Annotated in this window: 16 protein-coding genes, 2 tRNA genes and 2 rRNA genes (1 of these 20 cut by a window edge); 3 read left to right on the top strand and 17 right to left on the bottom strand. The window is 34.9% G+C overall.

Annotated features, from left to right (window positions below; all coding sequences use genetic code 11):
- Positions 1-148: 148 nt before the first annotated feature.
- The 5 genes from BWZ20_RS11825 to porU form a co-directional block, all read right to left on the bottom strand.
- Complete coding sequence (locus BWZ20_RS11825; protein ID WP_076620220.1) at positions 149-1783, bottom strand: pyruvate dehydrogenase complex dihydrolipoamide acetyltransferase; 1635 nt, start codon at positions 1781-1783, stop codon at positions 149-151.
- 3 nt (positions 1784-1786) lie between these two features.
- A complete protein-coding gene (gene pdhA / locus BWZ20_RS11820) occupies positions 1787-2785 on the bottom strand; it encodes a pyruvate dehydrogenase (acetyl-transferring) E1 component subunit alpha (RefSeq protein ID WP_076620219.1) in 999 nt (332 codons plus the stop codon).
- A 91-nt stretch (positions 2786-2876) separates the two neighbouring features.
- Positions 2877-3359 (bottom strand): cytidine deaminase, encoded by a 483-nt coding sequence (gene cdd, locus BWZ20_RS11815; protein WP_076620218.1) that lies wholly within the window; start codon positions 3357-3359, stop codon positions 2877-2879.
- Between the two features lie 75 nt (positions 3360-3434).
- Positions 3435-4664 (bottom strand): type IX secretion system outer membrane channel protein PorV, encoded by a 1230-nt coding sequence (porV, locus tag BWZ20_RS11810; RefSeq protein ID WP_076620217.1) that lies wholly within the window; start codon positions 4662-4664, stop codon positions 3435-3437.
- Between the two features lie 64 nt (positions 4665-4728).
- Entirely contained in the window at positions 4729-8580 is a 3852-nt protein-coding gene (porU, locus tag BWZ20_RS11805) for a type IX secretion system sortase PorU (RefSeq protein ID WP_076620216.1), read from the bottom strand.
- A 323-nt stretch (positions 8581-8903) separates the two neighbouring features.
- On the opposite strand from porU, the gene gldJ reads away from it, so the two are divergent.
- Both gldJ and BWZ20_RS11795 read left to right on the top strand, forming a co-directional pair.
- Complete coding sequence (gldJ, locus tag BWZ20_RS11800; protein WP_157358409.1) at positions 8904-10583, top strand: gliding motility lipoprotein GldJ; 1680 nt, start codon at positions 8904-8906, stop codon at positions 10581-10583.
- A 67-nt stretch (positions 10584-10650) separates the two neighbouring features.
- Complete coding sequence (locus BWZ20_RS11795; protein ID WP_076620214.1) at positions 10651-11937, top strand: UDP-N-acetylmuramoyl-tripeptide--D-alanyl-D-alanine ligase; 1287 nt, start codon at positions 10651-10653, stop codon at positions 11935-11937.
- Positions 11938-11972: 35 nt separating this feature from the next.
- On the opposite strand, the gene BWZ20_RS11790 is transcribed toward BWZ20_RS11795, so the two are convergent.
- From BWZ20_RS11790 to BWZ20_RS11750, 9 genes are all read right to left on the bottom strand, one after another.
- A tRNA-Val gene (locus BWZ20_RS11790) sits at positions 11973-12047 on the bottom strand.
- Between the two features lie 39 nt (positions 12048-12086).
- A tRNA-Val gene (locus BWZ20_RS11785) sits at positions 12087-12161 on the bottom strand.
- Positions 12162-12223: 62 nt separating this feature from the next.
- Entirely contained in the window at positions 12224-13441 is a 1218-nt protein-coding gene (locus BWZ20_RS11780; RefSeq protein WP_076620212.1) for a bifunctional folylpolyglutamate synthase/dihydrofolate synthase, read from the bottom strand.
- Positions 13442-13446: 5 nt separating this feature from the next.
- A complete protein-coding gene (locus tag BWZ20_RS11775; RefSeq protein WP_076620211.1) occupies positions 13447-14295 on the bottom strand; it encodes an energy transducer TonB in 849 nt (282 codons plus the stop codon).
- A gap of 46 nt (positions 14296-14341) precedes the next feature.
- Positions 14342-14734 (bottom strand): ExbD/TolR family protein, encoded by a 393-nt coding sequence (locus tag BWZ20_RS11770; RefSeq protein WP_076620209.1) that lies wholly within the window; start codon positions 14732-14734, stop codon positions 14342-14344.
- Between the two features lie 3 nt (positions 14735-14737).
- The gene (locus BWZ20_RS11765; RefSeq protein ID WP_076620208.1) at positions 14738-15433 is read right to left on the bottom strand and encodes a MotA/TolQ/ExbB proton channel family protein; all 696 of its coding nucleotides are present in this window, start codon (positions 15431-15433) and stop codon (positions 14738-14740) included.
- 63 nt (positions 15434-15496) lie between these two features.
- Positions 15497-16894, bottom strand: a complete 1398-nt coding sequence (gene nhaD / locus BWZ20_RS11760) for a sodium:proton antiporter NhaD (RefSeq protein ID WP_076620206.1) — start codon at positions 16892-16894, stop codon at positions 15497-15499.
- A gap of 19 nt (positions 16895-16913) precedes the next feature.
- Positions 16914-18140: a Glu/Leu/Phe/Val dehydrogenase dimerization domain-containing protein gene (locus BWZ20_RS11755; protein WP_076621351.1), complete on the bottom strand. Its 1227-nt coding sequence runs from the start codon at positions 18138-18140 to the stop codon at positions 16914-16916.
- 74 nt (positions 18141-18214) lie between these two features.
- Positions 18215-19282 (bottom strand): anhydro-N-acetylmuramic acid kinase, encoded by a 1068-nt coding sequence (locus BWZ20_RS11750; protein ID WP_076620204.1) that lies wholly within the window; start codon positions 19280-19282, stop codon positions 18215-18217.
- Between the two features lie 91 nt (positions 19283-19373).
- Here BWZ20_RS11750 and BWZ20_RS11745 point away from each other — a divergent pair, with 91 nt between their 5' ends.
- Positions 19374-20516, top strand: a complete 1143-nt coding sequence (locus BWZ20_RS11745) for an acyl-CoA dehydrogenase (protein WP_076620202.1) — start codon at positions 19374-19376, stop codon at positions 20514-20516.
- A gap of 53 nt (positions 20517-20569) precedes the next feature.
- On the opposite strand, the gene BWZ20_RS11740 is transcribed toward BWZ20_RS11745, so the two are convergent.
- The 3 genes from BWZ20_RS11740 to BWZ20_RS11730 form a co-directional block, all read right to left on the bottom strand.
- Positions 20570-23008, bottom strand: coding sequence for a helix-turn-helix domain-containing protein (locus BWZ20_RS11740; RefSeq protein ID WP_076620200.1), 2439 nt, complete (start codon positions 23006-23008; stop codon positions 20570-20572).
- Between the two features lie 99 nt (positions 23009-23107).
- Positions 23108-23215, bottom strand: a 5S ribosomal RNA gene (gene rrf / locus BWZ20_RS11735).
- A gap of 89 nt (positions 23216-23304) precedes the next feature.
- A 23S ribosomal RNA gene (locus tag BWZ20_RS11730) occupies positions 23305-23505 on the bottom strand; it runs 2612 nt beyond the window's last position.

The raw sequence follows: 23505 nt of genomic DNA, 5'->3' as shown, positions 1-23505 counted from the left end.
ATTTTTGATTAGAGTTTAAAGATAAAAAAACCTGATTTGAAACATGCCAAATCAGGTCTTAAAATTATAATGAGCTTCTGAAACAACGCTACAACTTTGTACATTGCACTCCGCACAATGTGATATTTCAGAAAAAAAAGCAGACTTATTATACTAACATCGTCACCGGATTTTCAATATATCCTTTTAGTGTTTGAAGGAATTGCGCACCGGTTGCACCATCTACGGTTCTATGATCGCATGCCATAGTTAACTTCATAGTATTGCCAGGAACAACCTGCCCGTTTTTAACAACTGGTTTTGATACAATTGCACCAACAGATAAAATTGCCGAATTAGGTTGATTGATAATCGATGTAAAACTTTCAATACCAAACATACCTAAGTTAGAAATAGTAAATGTACTACCTTCCATCTCGTCTAAGGTTAGCTTCTTGTTCCTCGCTTTACCTGCGTATTCTTTTACAGCAGCGCCAATCTGAGTTAAGCTTTGCTCGTTTGCAAACTTTACAACAGGAACCACCAAGCCATCTGGTACAGCAACAGCCACACCAATATGCACATGGTTATTTAACCTCATCTTATCATCAAACCATTGAGAATTAACTTGTGGATGTTGCTTTAATGCCAATGCACAGGCTTTAACTATCATATCATTGTATGATATTTTTGTATCGGGTAAAGAATTGTACTGAGCTCTAAATGCAATAGCATTTTCCATATCAAACTCCACATTTAAATAATAGTGTGGTGCAGTAAATTTGGATTTGGCTAAATTCTTAGCAATCGCTTTACGCATACTGGAGTTTGGTACTTCATCAAAATCTTCTGTACCAGTCGGGACAAATTTACCAACGGATGCCGATGTTTGTGATGGTGTAAAGTTTTCTATATCGCGTTTTACAATTCTACCGTTTTCGCCTGAGCCTTTTACCTGAGACAGGTTAATGCCTTTTTCTTCAGCCATTTTTTTGGCCAAAGGTGAGGCAAAAATTCTTCCATCTGATGAAGAAGTAGTTGTTGTTGATGCACTCGTAGGTGTTGACCTCACTTCTTCTTTCTTAGACTCTTCTTTCTTGTCTTCTTTTGGAGCTGCTTTACTTTCTGTCTTCGGCTCTGATTTAGATTCTGAACCACCAGCTTTAAAGTTTTTTGCAATACCAGATACATCAGTTCCTGAAGGACCAATAATAGCTAGTAATGCATCTACTTTTGCAGATTCACCTTCTTCTAAGCCAATATGCAGTAAAGTACCTGACTGAAAAGATTCAAACTCCATCGTAGCTTTATCTGTTTCAATTTCAGCAAGGATATCACCTTCTTCTACCTCATCACCAACTTTCTTTAACCATGTAGCCACGGTTCCTTCTTCCATTGTATCACTTAAACGAGGCATAGTTACAACAGTAACTCCTTCTGGTAATTTGTCTGAATTTTCAGCTTCTGTTGTATCTTCTTTTTTATCTTCAGACTTGGTTTCTTCTTCTGACTTGGTTTCTTCTTCTGATGAAATGCTTCCATTTAATAATTCTGAAATGTCCTCTCCTTCTTCACCAATAATCGCTAAAAGCGCATCTACTTTGGCTGTTTCGCCTTCTTGAATTCCAATATGAAGCAACGTACCTTCGTTAAAAGACTCAAACTCCATTGTAGCCTTGTCGGTTTCAATCTCAGCTAAAATATCTCCTTCTTCAACCTTGTCACCAACTTTCTTTAACCAAGTGGCAACAGTTCCTTCTTCCATTGTATCGCTTAAACGCGGCATATTTATAACTTCTGCCATAGCTTATAATTTGTGTTGTATAAATGGGTAATCTTCTTGCTCATATACAGAATCGTACATCACACTCTTTTCTGGGTAAGGAGATTCTTCTGCAAACTTCTCACATTCAGAAACATGTTTTTTAACACGTTTATCAATAGCTTTAATCTCGTCTTCAGTTGCGTAATTATTTTCTAAAATAACCTCTTTTACCTGAGTTATTGGATCTATTTTTTTGTATTCTTCAACTTCATCCTTTGTTCTATAGTGCTGAGCGTCTGACATTGAATGTCCTCTGTACCTATAAGTTTTAACCTCTAAAAACGAAGGCCCACCTCCTTTTCTTGCGCGCTGTATAGCTTCGTCAAATGCTTCGGCTACTTTCACAGGATTCATACCATCCACTGGTCCTGACGGCATTTCGTACCCTAAACCTAGTTTCCAGATATCTGTATGGTTTGCAGAACGTTCTACTGAGGTTCCCATAGCGTAACCATTATTCTCGCAAACAAATACTACTGGCAAATTCCAAAGCATTGCAAGATTAAACGTTTCGTGCAACGAGCCTTGTCTTGCAGCACCATCACCAAAACAACATAAAGTTACAGCATCGCTACCATGATATTTATCACCAAATGCTATACCAGCTCCAAGTGGAATTTGACCTCCTACAATACCATGACCACCATAAAATCTGTGTTCTTTAGAGAATATGTGCATAGAACCGCCTAATCCTTGAGAGGTTCCTGTTGCTTTACCGTATAACTCTGCCATAACACGTTTAGGATCTACACCCATACCAATAGGCTGTACGTGGTTACGGTAAGCTGTAATCATTTTATCCTTGGTTAGGTCCATGGCATGCAAAGCTCCTGCTAAAACAGCTTCTTGACCATTATATAAGTGGAGAAATCCTCTTACTTTTTGTTGAATATATACTGCGGCAAGTTTATCCTCAAACTTTCGCCAAAACAACATATCCTCGTACCACTTAAGGTAAACTTCTTTGGTGATTTTTTGCATTTTTTGATTCGTTCTATTTATCCGAATAACAAAAATAACACATTAGTTAGTAACCAAAAAGCTCAAAATTGTAAAATTTGTAACGAAAACGTTATAGAAAACTTCTATCGAAACTAAGTGGTAATAAATTTGCTAAAGAGTTTGATTTTACAACTTTGCCCATGGCTCCCATGAAGTAAATCTCAATGGGCTGATCTTGCTTTATTTCGTATTCTGAAATGGATTGCCTGCAGGCACCACAGGGCGGAATTGGTGTATCTGTTACTTGATTTTGAGATGATGCTGTTATTGCTATTTTTAAAACCTTAGCATTAGGATATTTTGCACCTGCATAAAAAATGGCAGTACGCTCTGCGCACAAACCAGAAGGGTATGATGCATTTTCTTGGTTACTTCCACTAACAACTTGGTTGTTATCTAAGAGAATTGCAGCTCCTACTTTAAATTTTGAGTAGGGTGCATATGCTTTTTTTCTAGCATTTATGGCAGACTTCATTAATTGTTGTATATCATCAGGAAGCTCACTTAAGGTTTCGTAAACTTTAAACGTGGATTCAATTTTAACTTCCTTCATACTCGAACCTTTTTTAGACAAAAAAACTATTGCTTTTAGACAATAGTTTTTTGAAACTTTTTTATTTATGTCGTTTTAATATTCATTATACTCTCCATCACCAAAATTAAATGTCAGTGAAAATCGCAATGTATTTTCTAATGGACTTTGCACTCTTGATGCTGAAAACAAATATGATAAATCCAAATTAATGGTTGTGTATTTAAAACCAGCTCCAATAGCAAAAAACTTACGTGCTCCCTTATCTTCTGCTTCGTTAAAGTAACCTGCTCTAAAGGCAAAGTTTTCTTGGTAGGTGTATTCTGCACCTAAAGCCCATGTAAACTCTCTAAGCTCCTCACTAAAACCTCCTGGCGCATCTCCGAAAGATTGAAAAATTCCGTTTAAAAAACTGACATCATTATCTTGCCCTTGCGTTATTATTGTTGGTTCGCTTTCGTCAATATTTGGAGTACTAGGATCGTCATCTGTTTGCTCTCCGTCACCATTGGTATCTACAAAACCAAATTTTGGTGGTGTTGGAACTAATAATTTAGACACCTCAGCCGTTATACCTAATTTACTGTATTCGTCAAAAATAAAATCAAAACCTGCGCCTAATCTTAAGTTTGTAGGTTGAAAATTTTCTCTGCCACCATCATCGTACTTAAACTTTGGTCCTAAATTTTGAATCGCAAAACCAGCTCTCCAACGACCGTTAAAATCATTATAGGCTTCTTCTTCACTTTGATAATATCCTGTAATGTCTGCCCCAAATGTACTTGCTGCATCGGCATTTGGATCTACCTGATCTATTCTTAAATCTGACCTCATATAACGCACAGCTACAGCCATAGAAAATTGGTCGGCTAGTCTAAGTGTGTATGCTACATCTGCTGTGAGTTCGTTTGGTTTTACATTAACGCCAGGGTCATTTTCGCCTTGGGTTAACAGAATTTCACCCAAGCTAAAATATTTGAAACTTGCTGAAACTGCGCTAAACTCATTTAGTCTGTTAAAATAGGTGACGTAGCTTATTGAGATATCATTTACCAATCTACTTAAATAAGGCGTATAGCTTAGACTTACTCCTGATTTTGCTTCTGAAAATACATATTTTGCAGGATTCCACTGTTGAGAAAATCCGTCTACGGAAGTTGCAACACCCATATCTCCCATTGATGCAGACCTTGCATCTGGGGCTATAAGCATAAATGGAACTCCAGTTGTAATTACAGAAGACTGGTCTGGAAATGTTATAGTTTCTTGCGCTAAAACAAGGTTTATTGTTAATAAAGTGATAAGGTTTATTGCAAATTTCTTCATGTTAATAATTGGGTTATTAGTGCTAATTACCTAGCGCTAATTCATTAGCAAATATAATTTATTATTAGAGTATAACAAGTTTTTGAATTTTTTCAACTTGTTTATTTAAACGGTTAGATCTTACTTTTAGTTTATAGATATAAACTCCTTTTCCTATTTTATCTCCAAAATCATCTCTTCCGTCCCAAACTATGTCCTTAGATAAGGAACTAACAGATTTACTACCTCCTGAGGTTTGTCCGTTTAACGTTCTTACCAACTTACCTGATACGGTAAAAATTTGAACAGAGACATCTAGTGGCTCTACACTATTATGATTAAACCAAAACTCTGTGTAGTTAACAAATGGATTAGGATAGTTTAGTACGTTATTGATAACTAATTCTTCATCTTTATCAAAAACCACGAATTGAATTTCTGCAGTTGAAGAATTATTATAGGTATCCCAAGCTTTTAAGGTAAGTGTGTGCGGCCCAGGTTCTAAATCTCTAAAAGGAAAAGATACCGTGCCATTTGTATAATCATCTACATTGGCTTGATAGTAATCGTTTAGTACTATGGGATTGGTTTCATCACCATCGATAATAGCTGTAATATCATGTCCTATACCACTTGCTGTGTTTATTCCATTATCGTCTTGTAGTTTCGCTAAAAGACTAGGTGATTCGTTAGTAATGCCACCTGAAACAAAATTTTCATCATTCATAAAAAGATTGATTACGGGACCAATATTGTCCTCTGGTGCATCTTCATTAATACCTCCTACTTTAATATCAAAATTAGCACCAGCCTGATTTGATAAAGGGTTGCTCGTTTGGGCGTAAAAACTTACTTTTCCGTTGCCTATAGGTATACCAATATCTCTTGGCACTATAAAGTCGAACTCAAATTGTCCGTTTTCAATCGTAGCTTGTCCTTTAAAAATAATTTCTCCAAGGGTGCTAAAGTTTAAAATTATTGTGCCATTACCATCTGTAGTGCCATCATTAGCTAATGTTTGTCTTTGAATTCTCTTATCAAAAACAGTTGCAGTTAATGTACCATTATAGTTAGATAATAAATTACCATTAACATCCGTAACCTCACCGGACAACTTGGTATAACTTAAAGCCTTAAGTGTATCTATTGGTTGTGTAATTTCTACATCATTAACTCTTGTTAATCTAATATCGGGTTGCGGAAAGGCCAATCTCATAGCAGGATCTCCAATAAGAAAAACTAGTCTTTTTTGCGTGATTCCTGCAATTCCATTGTCTGTTTTTGTCAATCTTAAAACTTCACCTAGAGGGAGATAGTCATTAGAGCCATAGGCAAACAAATAATCATCTAATACCTCATTAAAACTCTCTCCCACCGTTACAAAGATTTGCCTGGTTGTTGTCATTAATGCAATAGCACCTCCTGTTTTATTCCAGTAGGTAAATTCACCAGCTGTAGGTCTACCTGGATCATCAAACTTAGTATACTCACAGGTTACTGTAATAAATAGGTTGTACTTACAAATGTTATTGATTTCTTGAGCATCAAACTTATCGAATATACGCTCTTTCGCTAGCCCATCTTCACCACCATGACCAAAATAATTTACAACCAAAGCACCAACTTCAATAGCATCTTTAAATGCTTCGTTTACTTGAGGGTATCTGTTACCCGCAGAGGAAGACTCTTGCTCAAAAGCATCGGAATGTATCTTTACAACATTAAAAAAAGGTTTATCTGTTTCTATATTGGTACCCAAGTCGTCTGTAGTAACTTGTAAGGTGTTCTCCCAGGCTACATCAACATCATCAGATACCAATAAGACGTTGTTTCGCCAATTTCCGAAGGCCTCGGGTTGATAATACGCTTCAATTTTATCTACCAGTTCTTTTGCGCGCTGAATATCCTCGGCCAATATTCTACCAACAGCAATATCCATTCTGTCAGCACTTCCCATACCTCCTTCACTATCATCTAGCATGGCATAAAAATCATCTGAAACAAAAGAATTGGTAAGACTAAAGCTTGCGGTAGAATACCATGAAGGCACCAAATTAGTATTATTATTTATCCTGTTTTTGTAATCATAAGAACCTTCGCCAAACAAGCATACGTATTTTAACCTGTTGTTAGGAATGCTTGCATTATCGTAGACGTATTTTATAAAATTTCTTATTGCAGCGATATCTTGACTACCAGTACTAAACTCATTATAAATAGTTTGAAGCTCTACAACTTTAACGTTAAGGTTGTACTGGTTTCTGTTAATTTGAGCTAAACGCTCTGCCTGAGAAACTAACTCTGCAGGTGTTACTATTAAGTAATCTATATCCTCAAAAGCACCTTGGCTGTTGAGAAATATTGTCCCTTTTAGGTTTTGGTTTGCCAAGGTAGATCTTGAGTCCTTTTTGGGTTGCATAACGTTAGAAATAGAAAACGCTAAATATGTACGTTCCTCACCAGAGACCGTTTTGAAACTTAAGTTGCTTAATCCTTCAGTATTTAAAACATTAGAAACATTAAATCTATCAGTAATATCCCAAACTTCTTGAACTCCTGAGGCATTAGAAAGATTATACTCGGCAATGCCAGGTGTTGTTATAACCTCTCTATTTTTAAAGATTAATTGCTCACCAACGTAGGCTAAGTTTCTGGTAGCTTCAATATTTATGTAATCTAAATATGCGTTTGCTGATGGGTTACCATTATTGTTATAATCTAACGTTACTGTAATTTCATCTGTGGTGATATTAAGATCATCACCATATGCATTTGCAGTACCTAAAACTGAGCCAGGACTAATAGTTCCTAGACCAAGGCTAGAAACAAAATTACCATTTATGGTAATGCCCATAGTTGTACCATCAGTTTCTGAAACCGACCCTACTGCTATGTCAAATCTAACCGTCTCACTAGTTACTAAATTTGGAAACTGAAAGTTATAAACACGTTGGTTTTCAATCGCAAAATCATCCCCAAACCATCGCCTGCCCAATTTAGCTAAATTAAAGGCATCTACTTCATAAAACTGATAATCTTGAAACGTATTAATTTGAATATCTGCAGCTGCTCCTATACTTGGCATTTGTTGAATTCTTTTACCGTTTCCAGAACTTACATTTACGTAATAATAAGTCTTATCTGAGTAAAGGTTTAGATTGGTCTGACTTTCTTCACTATAGGTTTTTGGCCCTTCGCCGTAGAACAAGATGTAATCACCATTATCAAAACTACCATCCTCTTCACCAACAAATTTTATGGCGTTCTCCACTACGTCAAACGGATAATTAGCGGAATTAAGTAATGGGAGCATTCTACCACCATTGCCATAAATTTTGATGGTTCTCGGGTCTACAGCATTCGTATTAATACCTAAACTGGTTAAAAACCCTTTTGTTAACTGAAAAACACCAGACTCTTCTATATAAAATTTATACCATTCACCAGAACTTAATACTGAATTTGTAATTTCAGATTTTGCTACAGATTTTGGCCTGTTGGTTCTAGCATTATAATTTACAGTAAAGGATTTAACCTTCTTGTAGATACCTTTATCATTTATTATAGGACTTATCTCAAAATAATAACTGAGTTTGTTTCTAGCATTAGTATTACGAAAGTTATACTTAACCGACTTAGGAATTAGGTTAGTCTTCAAGTTTTTTAGCGCAGCTTGACTTATCGTTTCGTAAGAAATGTTAGAAATAGTTACTGAATTTTCGTCGACATAGCCACTTGCAGCATCCCATTGAGTAAAAAATAATAATCCATTTTTGTCATCATAACTAAAATACTTTTCGTTAAAACTAGGAACCGTAATCTTTCCGTATGACGTTTCTAGCACTTTATCACCATTCCAATCAATAGTAAATTGCTTTTGTTGTGCAAAAGTGAAGAAGAAGAATAGTGTAGAAATAAGAACAAAGCAATTTTTCATCTAACTTGTTATAATTTAAAAGCCCACCATTAACAAAAATAAATATCACTAACCTGACATTGTATTAGGCACAGTAAAATAACGGCTATATTACAGGCTTATTATGATCCTTCAATTTTTATTTCAAAAATACAACAATAATTTATTTTAGCGGACGTTATTAAAGAGCAAAATAACACGTTAAACCGACCAAAAATCCGTTATTGTGTTCAAAAAAAAGGATGAAATGCATATTTTTTTGAATTTTCGAGTTAAAAAAAGTTGTTGGTTTACCTTTAATTGTTATATTGCGGAACTAAAATTTAACGAGCTTACTTAAACATATGGATATGAAAAATGTCTCAAACCTAAAATTTTTAATTGTACTGACGCTTTGCGCGAGTATTTTTAGTTGCAAGCGCAACTCTAATTCAGGCAACGTAGATAGTGCAACTGGATGGAAAATCAATGACAAAAATGGTGGTTTTCAATACAACACTAGCTTTAAGGAACAAGAAACACCTCCTGGGACTGCATTTGTAGAAGGTGGAACCTTTACAATGGGTAAAGTACAGGATGACCCAATGCATGATTGGAACAACACACCAAATCAGCAACACATACAGTCGTTCTATATGGATGAGACAGAGGTTACAAACCTAAATTACCTATTTTATTTAGATTATCTTAAGAGAGTATATCCACCAGATGACCCAAATTATGCTTTAATCTACAAGGGTGCACTTCCTGATACCTTAGTATGGAGAAATCGTTTAGGATACAACGAAATGATGACAGAAAATTATTTGCGCCATCCTGGTTATGCTAACTATCCTGTTGTTGGCGTTAGTTGGATACAAGCTGTAGAATATGCGAATTGGAGATCTAACCGTGTCGCAGAAATGTCATTGCAAGAGGCAGGTTACATTAAAAGAGATGCTCAGTATACAGATCTAAGCGCAGAAAGCACTTTTGATGTAGACACTTACATCAATGCGCCAACCGAAACATATGGAGGGAGTGAAGATGTATTACAAGGTGGTAGAAGGAGACAACAAACAGATGCTGATGGAAATCCTATCAATGTCTATGCAAATAGAGAGTCTGGGTTAATTCCTGTAAAATACAGACTTCCAACTGAAGCAGAGTGGGAATATGCAGCTTTAGGAATGAGTGAGTTAAGAAGCTATAACGTTTACAGAGGACGTAAAAAATATCCTTGGGATGGACAATACACAAGATCTGGCAAGCGCGTAAACCGTGGAGACCAATTAGCAAACTTTAAGCAAGGCAAAGGTGATTACGGTGGAATTGCAGGATGGTCTGATGATGGTGCTGACATTACTGCCGAAGTAAAATCTTACCAACCGAACGACTACGGTCTTTATGATATGGCAGGTAATGTTGCTGAGTGGGTTGCTGATGTTTATCGTCCTATTGTTGATGACGAGTTTAATGACTTTAACTATTACAGAGGTAATGTTTATACTAAAAATGCTTTAAACGAAGACGGTACAGTAAAAATTGTTACTGTAGATGAGATAGTTTACGACACGCTAAGTAACGGTAAAATTATAGCTCGTAACCTTCCTGGCGAAATTGCAAAAGTTCCTGTTGATAATGAAGATACTTATCTTAGAACTCAGTTCGATAAAAGTGATAACAGAAACTTTAGAGACGGTGATAAACGCTCTTCCCGTTATTACAGAGAAAGTTTTGATGAAGGTGACAATAGAGTAGATGCAACAGGAAAGATGTACAACTCACCTAAGCATACTGTATCTGTAGACTCTGCTGGTGGTAAACTGATAAGAGAATATGACAAGTCTAACAATAGAACCTCTTTAATAAATGACGAAGTTAGAGTTTACAAGGGTGGTTCTTGGAGAGATAGAGCATACTGGATAGATCCTGCTCAACGTCGTTACTTCCCTCAAGACATGGCCACAGACTATATAGGATTTAGATGTGCAGTTTCTAGAGTAGGTTCAAAATCAGTAAAATCACAAAAGAAACGTAACTAAAATAATTTAGTAAATAATATTGAAAAAGTCCTGATATAATAATCAGGACTTTTTTTATTTTTAGCTTATGGAAATAGCGTCTATTTATAAAAAATTCGAAGCCTGTGCTTCTGTCTCTACGGATACAAGAACAATCAGTAAAAATGATATGTATTTTGCATTAAAAGGCGATAATTTTAATGGTAATAAATTTGTAAAGCAAGCGTTTGAAAACGGAGCAAAATATTGTGTCATTGATGATAAAAACGCAGTAATAGATGATCGTTGTTTGTTAGTGAATGATGTGTTGATTACACTTCAGAACTTAGCTACTTTCCATCGCAAAGTAATTAAGGTCCCTATAATATCTTTAACAGGCAGTAATGGTAAAACCACTACAAAAGAACTTATTAAAGCTGTACTTTCAACAACATACAAGGTAAATGCAACCAAAGGAAATCTTAACAACCATATTGGCGTACCGCTTACATTATTATCCTTTACCAAAGATTTAGATTTTGGTATTGTTGAAATGGGTGCCAATCATCAAAAAGAAATAGAATTTCTTTGCAGTATTGCCGAGCCCGATTTTGGATTAATCACAAATTTTGGAAAAGCCCATCTAGAAGGTTTTGGTGGTGTGGAAGGTGTAATAAAAGGCAAGTCTGAATTGTATGATTTTATAAAAACAAATAAAAAAATCGCATTCATAAACGCAGACGATCCCAAACAACTAAAACAAATTGGCAATTATAATAACATTGTGAGTTTCGGCAAAGATCGAAAAAACGACTGTACTGTTGAGTTTAAAAGTGCAAACCCATTTGTAATCTTAAACTACAAACATATTGAAATTGAAAGTCAACTGATAGGAGATTATAATTATAGTAACATTGCAGTAGCAGTTGCCATTGGCCAACACTTTAAAGTAGAACCAGATGCCATAAAAAAAGCCATTGAAGGGTACCAATCTAATAATAATCGCTCTGAAATTATTGAAAGAGGCTCTACAAAAATTATTTTAGACGCTTATAATGCCAACCCTACCAGTATGTTAGCAGCACTTAAAAATCTAAAGCAGCTCAACGCAGAACTCAAGTATCTCTTTCTTGGTGACATGTTTGAACTTGGCAATGAAGCTGCAATGGAACATCAGGCAATAACCAATTTTGCGGAATATAATTTTGATAAAAATATTATTCTAGTAGGTGAGAATTTTCACAAAACTACCACCAAACCAACGACTAAAAAATATAAAACGTTTGAAGATTTAAAGCCTTATTTAAAAAATCTAGATATAAAAAATGCTACGATTTTAATTAAAGGATCTAGAGGGATGGCTTTAGAACGAATTTTAGAATTTCTATTAAAATAAAAATCCAAACTTGTGTTTGGATTTAATTTTTAAAGTGGGTCATACTGGATTCGAACCAGTGACTTCTACCCTGTCAAGGTAACACTCTGAACCAACTGAGTTAATGACCCTTTATAAAACAAAAAAGTTCACATAATTGTGAACTCTTGTGGGCGCGAAGGGATTCGAACCCCTGACCCCTTGGGTGTAAACCAAGTGCTCTGAACCAACTGAGCTACGCGCCCTAATTATTAGGACTGCAAATATAGACTAGTTTTTAAAATCTCAAAAGATTTTTTTAAAAAAATTAAATTATTTCTGCCACCACAAAAGTACTTCCGCCAGCATAAATTAAATCATCTTTATCTGCCGACAATTTAGCACAGCTAAATGCTTCTTTTACACTTGCGTATGCATTACCTAGAAGATTGTTTGAATTAAAAACTGTTTTTAAAACTTTAGCATCTAGTCCACGCTGCACATTGGGTTTGCAGAAATAGTAAGTGGCTGTTTTTGGTAATAATGGCAGTATGGCTTCTAAGTCTTTATCGCTTACAACACCAAAAACAATATGTAAATTATTATACTTTTCCGATTGTAATTGCCTCATGGTATAACTTAAGCCTTCGCTATTGTGTGCTGTATCACAAATAACTTTTGGGTTCTCTTGTAATACTTGCCATCGTCCTTGTAAACCTGAATTTTTAACAACGTTTAATAATCCATTTTTTAAGTTTTGATTTGAAATATTATACCCAAAATGTGTTAGGACCTTAACTGACTGAATGACGGTTTTTATATTATGCTTTTGGTACGACCCTTTTAAGTCACTTTCAAAAACATCTTTGACTATTTGATCTGCAAAGCATATTTCAGAATTTGTAGACTTAGCTTTTGCTTCAAAAACTGCTCGTGTTTTAGGCTGTGTTTCACCAATTACAACCGGAATATTTTGCTTAATAATTCCTGCTTTTTCACCTGCAATTTTTTGGAGTGTATCACCTAAAAACTGCATATGGTCAAAACCAATATTGGTAATTATAGAAAGGACTGGAGTAATTATGTTGGTAGAGTCTAAACGACCACCTAAACCAACTTCTATGACAGCAATATCAACTTTTTGCCTTGCAAAATAATCGAAAGCCATACCAACGGTCATTTCAAAAAAAGATAAGTTATTAGATTCTAAAAAAGCTTTGTTCCGCTTTATGAAACCAATGACAAATTGTTTTGAAACAACCTTTCCGTTAATCCTAATGCGTTCTCTAAAATCTTTTAAATGCGGTGATGTATAAAGTCCAACTTTGTAACCTGCTTCTTGGAGTATGGATGCCAGCATATGGCTAGTTGAGCCTTTACCATTGGTACCACCAACATGAATAGACTTAAATTTTTTTTCGGGATGATTAAGTTGTGCTGAAAGTTTTAGTGTATTAGATAAATCTTTTTTAAAAGCAGATTTACCCTTGTTTTGATACATTGGCAGTTGTTGAAACATCCAATTGACTGTATCTTGATAATTCATAGGAGTTATTGACCTAAATCAAAATTAATACTTACAAAACCTATTTGTGTCTCAGGAGCATTAGAGTCCGCTGGCCATTTGTGAGATAATGCAATTTTTTTTGCTGGCTCTAATAGGCAAGGTGCTGTATTAGTTGTACCTCGTTCACCTGGAGTAGCTTTAACAACTTTTCCTTGTCTGTTAACTTCAATTCTTACGACGACTAGACCATATTCGTTACAATCTTGTTTAAAGATTTGACGAGAAGGTTTTCCTCTACCTCCTAGTCCATAACCAACACCTCCTTTTCCTGGTCCAGAACCACCAAAATAACTTGGCGCATATGGGTCACCATCCAGCTGTCCTTTGTTTGCTCCTTTGTTATCTGGTCCCTCACCTCCATCATCATTACCTTTTGAATTTTTCACACCTCCAATAAGATTATCAAGATTTTTTACTTTCTCCGCTTCTTCACGTTTTTTGCGTTCTTCAGCTTCACGCTTTTCACGTGCAATACGATCTGCTTCAGCTTTTGCTTTTGCCTCTGCTTCCTTTTGCTTTTTAATAGCGATGGCTTCTGCGTCTTCCTGAGTCATTACATCCTCAGTTTTTTGAGGAGCTTCAGTAGGTTCAGATACTGATGGCTCTGGCTGAGATTCTTCAACTACTTTTTCTTCTACTGCTTCTCTTGGTTGTGCCAAAGGTTTGTTTCCACTCCCAAAATCTGTAGTTCCAAAATTTACTGCAACGCCATATTCTTCTGGTGGATCTAAATATTGAGGACCAACAAAAAACAATAACAAAAATAACAAGAGTGCAATAAGCACTGTTATTCTTGCAGCATTACGTTGATGTATGGTCTCTAAATATTTCACTTCAAATCAAACACTTTAAAAGCTTAATTTCAAAAACGATGCCGTTTTAATTTGGTTGCACTGCCAAAATCACTTTAAATTTATTTCTATTGGCTATGTCCATAACCTTAACAACATTCTCAACAGGAACAGACTTCTCGGCACGCAACACAATTGTTGGTTGCTCTTGTGTTGAAAGCGCTTTTACCAATTCATTTTCTAAAACACTTTCCCCAACACGCTTCTGATCTATGTAATAGGTTAAATCCTTCTTAATACTTACGGCTGTAGATTTTTTATTTTCGGTTTTACCGCTGGCTTTTGGTAAAATAATATCTATTGCATTAGTAGTTACCAAAGTTGAAGCAATCATAAAAAAGATCAATAACAAGAATACAATATCGGTCATTGATGCCATATTGAATTCTGGTGTTACTTTATTTCGTCCTCTAATATTCATAAATTAGATAGGTTCGTTTAAGTGATCTAAAAACTCTACAGAGTTGGCTTCCATCTGATAAACAACCTTATTTGTTTTTACAACTATGTGATTATAGGCAACATAAGCTATAATACCCACTATAAGGCCACCAACAGTAGTTGTCATTGCAGTATAAAGTCCGCTAGCTAAAACATCCATTTGTATTGTTCCGCCTGCATTAGCTAGTTCAAAAATAGAAAGTATCATACCAACTACAGTTCCCAAGAAACCGATCATTGGTGCTACACCTGAGATCGTTGCAAGTACACTTACATTCTTTTCTAAGCTATAAATCTCTAATCGTCCAGCGTTTTCAATTGCGGTATTAATATCTTCTAGTGGCTTACCAATACGAGTAATGCCTTTAGCAATTAATCGAGAAACTGGTGAGTTTTGTTGTGCACATAACATCTGGGCAGAATCTATTTTTCCATTACTAACATGATCTTTAATCTGATTCATAAAATTAGAATCTACTTTAGAAGCTGCTTTGATGGCAAAAATTCTTTCAAAATAAATATAGGTTGCTACAATAAGAAGTAGGAATAGGATAAGAATTATTACCATTCCTGAAGTTCCACCACTAGTGATTAACTCAATAATGGAAAGTGTTTTTTCTACTTGCTCCCCTTCTGCTAATACTTCTGCACCATCTTGAATATTACTTAGTAATATCATATAATAAGTTTTAAGTTTAAAAGTTACTGTAAGTTATAACGCTGAGTTTTTAACTTAAGTATGTTAGAATATAGCTCTGGTAGCCATAAATGCAGCTGCACCTGCTAAAAACCCAACAAGAGCTAACCATGAGATTTTCTTTAAGTACCAGAAAAAATCAATTTTTTCCATTCCCATTGCTACGACACCTGCGGCAGAACCAATGATTAACATGCTTCCGCCTGTTCCGGCAGAATAGGCTATAAAGTGCCATAGTTCGTTATCCATAGGTTCAGAAAACATTCCTAAACTTGCGGCTACTAGTGGTACATTGTCTATTACCGCAGAACCGACACCTAGTAATAACACGACTAAATCTGAAACGCCTTCTCCGTGTAACTCAGTACCCATCATTGGCATGGATGTTTGTAGTGAATCTGCAAAGCCAAATAAAATTCCTAAAGATTCTAGTGCGGCTACAGCCATTAAAATTCCTAGAAAGAATAATATGCTAGGTAATTCTATTTTAGATAATGAGTAGTGCACTGGGCTATGGCTTGCGTGTTCTTCATGCTCACTGTGCCCTGCCGATGCAGCAGAAATAGCAAACTTAGAATTGCTATACACTTCTGCAAAAATTGCAACTACACCAAGCGATAGCATCATGCCTACATATGGAGGCAGATGCGTAATGACCTTAAAAATTGGAACAAAAATTATGGCTCCCAATCCTAAAAACAGCATGGTAGAACTAAACTTACTTTTCGGCTTTTCATCAGCTTCTTGCAATTCTACTGTTCCTTTAAATGCAGGAAGTAAGGACGCGATAAAGGTAGGTACTGCCATACAAATTACTGATGGAATAAATAAATACGAGAATAGTTTTCCTGTAGATACTTTGTCCCCAATCCAAAGCATAGTAGTTGTAACGTCACCAATTGGCGACCATGCACCACCAGCGTTAGCGGCAATTATTATTAAACCTGCAAACCAAATTCTTACATCTCTGTCTTTTACTATTTTTTGTAAGATGGAAATTAAAACGATCGTAGCTGTAAGGTTATCGATTATTGCTGATAAGATAAAAGCCAAGATAGAAAACATCCAAAGTAATTTTTTTCTACTATTAAAATTAACAGCTGCTTTTATTGTAGAGAAGCCATCAAAATAATCTATAATCTCTACAATAGTCATGGCTCCTAAAAGAAACACTAAAATTTCGGCTGTTTTACCTAAGTGATGCAGCAGTGTCTCTTCCATAAGATGCATTTTCTCATCGTGGTTTAGCAGTCCAAAGTTCTCCATGAGGTTATGCTTGGCAGAATCAAACCATTGTGAGAAATCATCTATACCCAATGATATTAACGCCCAACTTATAGCCATCATTACTAATGCAGGAATAAGTTTATCTATTTTAATATTATGTTCGAGAGTAATGGCTAAATAGCCAAATACAAAAACTAGGATTATTACGGTTTCCATAAATTAAGGGATCTATTTTTTAAATTAATTGTCTAAGTGCAATCTCAAATGCAGTTTCGCTTATTCCTGTATTTGAAGGATTGTTGTTTTTAACTTCTTGTAGTGCTTTTTTTATAACTTTTGAAGTATCACTAAAAATGGCTTCATCTGTCATTAGCACTTTTCGTTCCATGAAATATGCAAATACTCGTGCCATCCCACAGTTAGAAATAAAGTCTGGTATTAAACTTACCTTTTGATCAGTATGCTCCATAATCGGTCCAAAGAAAATTTCTTTATCTGCAAAAGGTACGTTTGCCCCACATGTAATGACTTCTAGACCTGTATCTATCATTTGGTCAATCTGCTCTTTTGTAACTAATCTAGATGCTGCACATGGTGCGAATATTTCGGTCTTTAGAGACCATATTTTTTTGTTGATTTCATTAAACGGAATGAGATTTTTAGCCACAAGTGTATTTCCGTTTTTATTGAGATATAAGTCTGTAATCTCTTTAAAGGTGAACCCTTCTTCATTGATTAAACCGCCTACGATATCGATAATGCCAACGATCTTTGCTCCCATTTGAGCAAAATAAAATGCTGCTGCAGCACCAACGTTTCCAAAACCTTGTACAACGACACGTTTCCCTTTTATTGAGCCCTCGTATAAATCGTAAAAGTGTTTTGCTGCCACAGCCACCCCAAAACCTGTTATCATATCTGCGACCGTATACTTTCTAGATACATTTGGGGAATATTCAGGGTTTTCAATAACCTTGATGACTCCTTGCCTTAACTGGCCTATTCTATTAATTTTATCAGCTTGGGTGGGTTTAAAATGCCCTTCAAAAACTCCTTCTTGCGGATGCCAAACACCACTTTCTTCGGTAATTGGAATCACTTCGTGTATTTCATCAACATTGAGATCTCCTCCTGTTCCGTAATAGCTTTTAAGTAATGGCGAAACCGCAGCATACCAGCGCTCTAAAACTCCTTTTTTTCTTGGATCGTGTGGATCAAAGTTAATTCCTGATTTTGCGCCGCCTATAGCTGGACCAGATACCGTAAATTTTACTTCCATTGTTTTTGCCAACGAAAGTACTTCATTCATATCTAAGCCTTTGCGCATTCTTGTTCCGCCACCAGCGGCACCTCCTCTTAGAGAATTTATAACTGTCCATCCTTCGGCATCTGTCTCTGGATCATTCCAGTGAAATACTATTTCTGGGGATTTGTTTTCGTATTTGTGAAGTAATGTCTTTATCAACTTATATATATTAGTTAGTGGTAACAAATATAAAAAACTCAGATACCTAAAAAGTGAATTAATTATTAATTTTAAGTATTGGGATATAAAATTTTACCCGAGGAATGATCTCTAGTTGCCCCAGTTACGCTTTTAAGACAATTAATTTCAATTCTATCTCTAAGAATGCCCAATAAACCGAATACTAAAGCCTCCTTAAATTCTATTATTTGGTTATCAGAAATTATGATCTTGGACTGGGTTTTTAATTTAAGTTGTTCTATTAAAAAATCATTGTAAGCTCCACCTCCAGTAATTAATGTTTTCGACTCTTTCCCTTTTAAAATTAAGGCTATCTGTGCCACAATATGTTCTGTAAAAGTTCTTAATATATCTCTGGTTTTAAGTTCAAATCTATCTATAGTTGGAAAGATGTGTGCTTTAACCCATTCTAAACCCAGTGATTTTGGTGCGGATTGTTTATAAAACTCAAGTTGGTTTAATTGGTGTAATAAACCTTGGTGTACATTACCTGTTGAGGCTGTCTTTCCTCTGTCATCATACTCTAAATTAATTGTAGAAGCATAATGATTAATTACGATATTAATTGGACAAATATCGAAGGCTATACGCCTATTACTTTTTTCAAACGAAACATTTGCAAACCCACCTAAATTTAAACAGTAATCATAATCATAAAAAAGCATTTTATCGCCTATTGGTACTAATGGTGCCCCTTGTCCACCATACTCAACATCTTGCACTCTATAATCGCAAATTACTTTTCTATTAAGGATATCTGCCAAAATCTGTTGATTACCTATTTGATAGGTTAGCCCTTTATCTGGTTGATGCAATGCAGTGTGTCCATGGGAAGATATAAAGTCTATTTCACTGAGATTGTGCTTGGTTATAAAACTTTTTATCGCGTTAGCCAAATATTCAGAATAGGCAAAATCTAATTCCTTTAATTCTTCGAGAGAATTGTCTACGAGAGCGCTTAGGATAGTTTTCCATTCGGTTGAATATTTTAGTGTTTCCGCATGATAAATTTTGAAGCTCCAATCCTCATGAAAATTATAACTTGCATACATAAGATCTATACCATCCAAAGACGTTCCAGACATTACCGCAACAACTTTATATTCAGTTTTTATCATATTAGTAAAAATAATATTACTTATTGAAAATACAGCAAGAAAGCGTTATCTTTGCATGAATTTTTTAACAAATCAATAATTAATTTACTATATGGATTTTAGCTTAACTGAAGAACATTTAATGATTCGTGATGCGGCCAGAGATTTTGCTCAAACAGAATTACTTCCTGGTGTTATTGAACGTGATAATACACAAACTTTTCCGGACGAATTAGTTCGTAAAATGGGCGAATTAGGGTTTATGGGCATTATGGTAGACCCAAAGTATGGTGGTAGCGGTATGGATACAATTTCGTACGTGCTTATTATGGAGGAGCTTTCTAAAATTGATGCGTCTGCTTCTGTAATGGTTTCTGTAAATAATTCGTTGGTTTGTTATGGTCTTGAGGCTTATGGTACTGAAGAACAAAAACAAAAGTATTTAACAAAATTAGCTACTGGTGAGCAGATTGGTGCATTTTGCTTAAGTGAACCTGAGGCTGGTAGTGATGCAACATCACAAACAACAACTGCAATTGATAAAGGTGACCATTATGTAATTAATGGAACAAAAAATTGGATTACTAATGGAGGTAGATCTGATGTTTATTTAGTAATTGCACAAACAGACAGAGAAAAAGGACACAGAGGAATCAATGCTTTTATAGTTGAAAAAGGTATGGAAGGTTTTGATATTGGTCCTAAAGAAGATAAATTAGGCATTAGAGGAAGTGATACACACACACTTCAATTTAACGATGTTAAAGTACCAAAAGAAAACAGAATTGGTGAAGACGGATTTGGTTTTAAATTCGCAATGAAAACACTTTCAGGTGGACGTATTGGTATTGCTGCACAAGCTTTAGGTATTGCTTCTGGTGCTTACGAGCTTGCTTTAAAATATAGTAAAGAGCGTAAAGCTTTTGGTACTGAAATTTGCAACCATCAAGCAGTTGCTTTTAAACTTGCTGATATGTACACCGAAATTGAAGCTGCTCGTATGTTAGTAATGAAAGCGGCTTGGGACAAAGACCAAGGTAATAATTATGACATGGCAAGTGCTATGGCAAAATTATACGCTAGTAAAGTTGCAATGGAACAAACGGTAGAAGCTGTACAAATACACGGTGGAAATGGTTTTGTAAAAGAATACCACGTAGAGCGTTTAATGCGTGATGCAAAAATCACTCAAATTTATGAAGGCACTTCTGAAATCCAAAAAATTGTAATTTCTAGAGGTGTTATTAAAGGATAATATCTCAATTATATAAAATTGAAAAGGCTTCGCATATAATGTTGAAGCCTTTTTTATGAATTTAACTCCTCTAAAACTAACCTGATTTCGCCATAACTATATTTATCATCTAGTTGATGTTTTAAATCTGAAAGCGTATCAAATGAATGTTTTGGTATCAATTTTTTTAATTCTTGATAATGCGCTTTTGGCATTAAATCATAAATTTTAATTTCACCCGATTTAATAAATTTAGCTAAATGACCAAAAATTGTGTTTTCATTTAATTCTCTAAGGTGAGCAATTTCTTCTATTGTTTTTCCTTCCTTAAAAAGTGCTAGAGATTCTTTTTGTGTGTCACCTTTTTTTCGTTTTGGCTTTTTTTCTTCTACCAATTGAAATTGACTAACATCTGAAGTGTCAATACCATTATCTTCACAGTAATCTTTGATTACCGATAGAATATCGTTTCCATACTTTTCAACCCGCAGTTTACCAAAACCATTTACTTGTAACAGTTCCTTTTTGGTCGTTGGTAAGGTCTTACACATTTCGTAAAGTGATTTTTGGGTGAATATTTGATAGTGAATTAAATCATGTTCTTGCGCTAGTGTGTTTCTTAAGGTTCTTAACAGTTCAAATAACTCGATATTTGTTGTAACATCAATCACCGTTTTTCTAAGCTTTTTAGGTTGGTCTTTAGTTAAAAAAACCGATTTTGCTCTTAATCCTAAAAACTTATTGACTTCAAAACCATCTTTCAATTCAGAGAAATAGAGTTTTTTAGTTGCTATAAGTTCTTCAATCGTATCTAATTGTTTGCTAATATCTTTATCTAAAGCTTTGTTATCTGTGCTAAAACTAAAGTTTTGATATTCATCTATAATCTTGCTTTTAGTCTCATCAGAAAAATAATTGATAGCTTTTTTAAAACGTTCTTGTATCACTTGATCGTTTTCTGGCAACTTATCTTGAGCTAATTCTTTTAATTGATTTTTGAATGTATTAGCTACTTTCAGTAAGTTTGTAGCACGATTCTTTATACTAGTTAAAGGTTGCTCTAAGTGACCTTCGATACTTCCTCTGTTTTTATAATAGATATCTAAAATTCTATTAACGGGATATATAAATTGAAAAAAATCAAAAACTTCAGAAATTAATTGAAGCTGAAATATAGATTTTGATTGTTTTAATTCTGTTTCATCTGGTTGGTTTTCTTCAGCTTGTTTAGTAAAATTAAGAACATTAGTATCATTTATAATATGTCTAGAATCAATCTTACTCTTTAAGACTAAACCTTCTAAAGATTTACATCTACTCAGGGCTACGTAAGTTTGGCCATGGGCAAAGGCACCATCTGCATCAATTACAGCTTTTTCAAAGGTTAAGCCTTGACTTTTATGAATTGTGATAGCCCAAGCTAAACGTAAAGGCATCTGAGTATAGCTACCAATCTTTTCTTCAGTTATAGCGTCTGTTTCCTTATCAACTTTGTAGGTAATGTTTTCCCAAGTTTCAGGTTTTGTAATAATTGTAAAATCATCATCAGGACATTTAACAACAACTTCGTCTCTGTCTAAATGAATAACTTTTCCAATTTTACCATTGAAATAACGTTTTTCTGGTGAGCTATCGTTTTTAATAAACATGACTTGTGCACCTACATTCAATACTAATTTATCTTCATTAGGAAAAGAATGTTCAGGATATTTACCTTCTACTTTAGCTGAATAACTTACGTTTTTTGTTGAAAGTTTATCTAATTCTGAATTATTAATTTGATCAGCTTTACTATTATGAGTCGTTAAAAATATATAGCCTTCATTTTCTGAAGGTGAAAAATTTGAATCAAAACGTTTATTAAGTTCTTCTATTGAATTTTGAGATAGTCTATTAGATCTTATTTCGTTTAAAATCTCAATAAATTTGGGATTGTCTTGCCTATAAATATGTTTTAACTCAATAGTTATTGGGTTACAATATTGATAAGCATGACTACTGAAAAAATAAGGATTGTTGTAAAATGGTTTTAGCAATTCCCATTCATTATCTCTTACAACTGGTGATAATTGTTGTAAATCACCAATCATAAGAACTTGGACACCACCAAAAACTTGATTTCTATCTTTATATCGTCTCAGAATTTTATCAATAGCATCTAATAAATCAGCTCTAACCATACTAATCTCATCAATAACTAATAAGTCTAAAGATTTAATAATATTGATCTTAGTTTTACTGAACTTATTTTTAAATCCATTTTTACTTGAACGCATATTATCAGGTAATACTGGTCCAAAAGGCAATTGAAAAAATGAATGAATAGTTACACCTTTAGCATTAATTGCAGCTACACCTGTAGGAGCAACAATAACCATTCTTTTAGGTGATTTTAATTTTAACTTATGAAGAAAAGTTGTCTTTCCTGTACCAGCTTTACCTGTTAAAAAAATATTTCGACTGCTTTTATTTACGAAATCCCAAGCTAACTGTAACTCTTTATTGTTATTCATTAATAGTAAAATTAAGAATATAAATCAAAAAAGGGTATTAGCTATTTAAAATAGCTAAAAAACAAAAAACCCTTACTAAGTAATAGCAAGGGTTTTCAAAAAAGGCGGCGACCTACTCTTCCACGGATGTAGTACCATCGGCGCAAACGGGCTTAACTTCTCTGTTCGGAATGGTAAGAGGTGAGCCCCGTCGCTATAACCACCTTAAATCTTGGTTGTCATAAACATATACAACACTAATATTGTTGACATATTGAAAAAATCACATGATTGTTGTACCTATAAAAAGAGCGGCGTACAATAAGCCTATGGGTTATTAGTACTACTCGGCTATGACATTGCTGCCTTTACACCTGTAGCCTATCGACGTGGTCATCTTCCACGACCCTTTAAAGAAATCTCATCTTGTGGTGGGTTTCGCGCTTATATGCTTTCAGCGCTTATCCCTTCCGAACGTAGCTACCCTGCAATGCCCCTGGCGGAACAACAGGTACACT

This window comes from Winogradskyella sp. J14-2, assembly GCF_001971725.1.
In the GTDB taxonomy this organism is placed as follows: domain Bacteria; phylum Bacteroidota; class Bacteroidia; order Flavobacteriales; family Flavobacteriaceae; genus Winogradskyella.
Note: the sequence above shows the minus strand (reverse complement) of the source record. Positions and strands in the feature narration are given on the sequence as shown.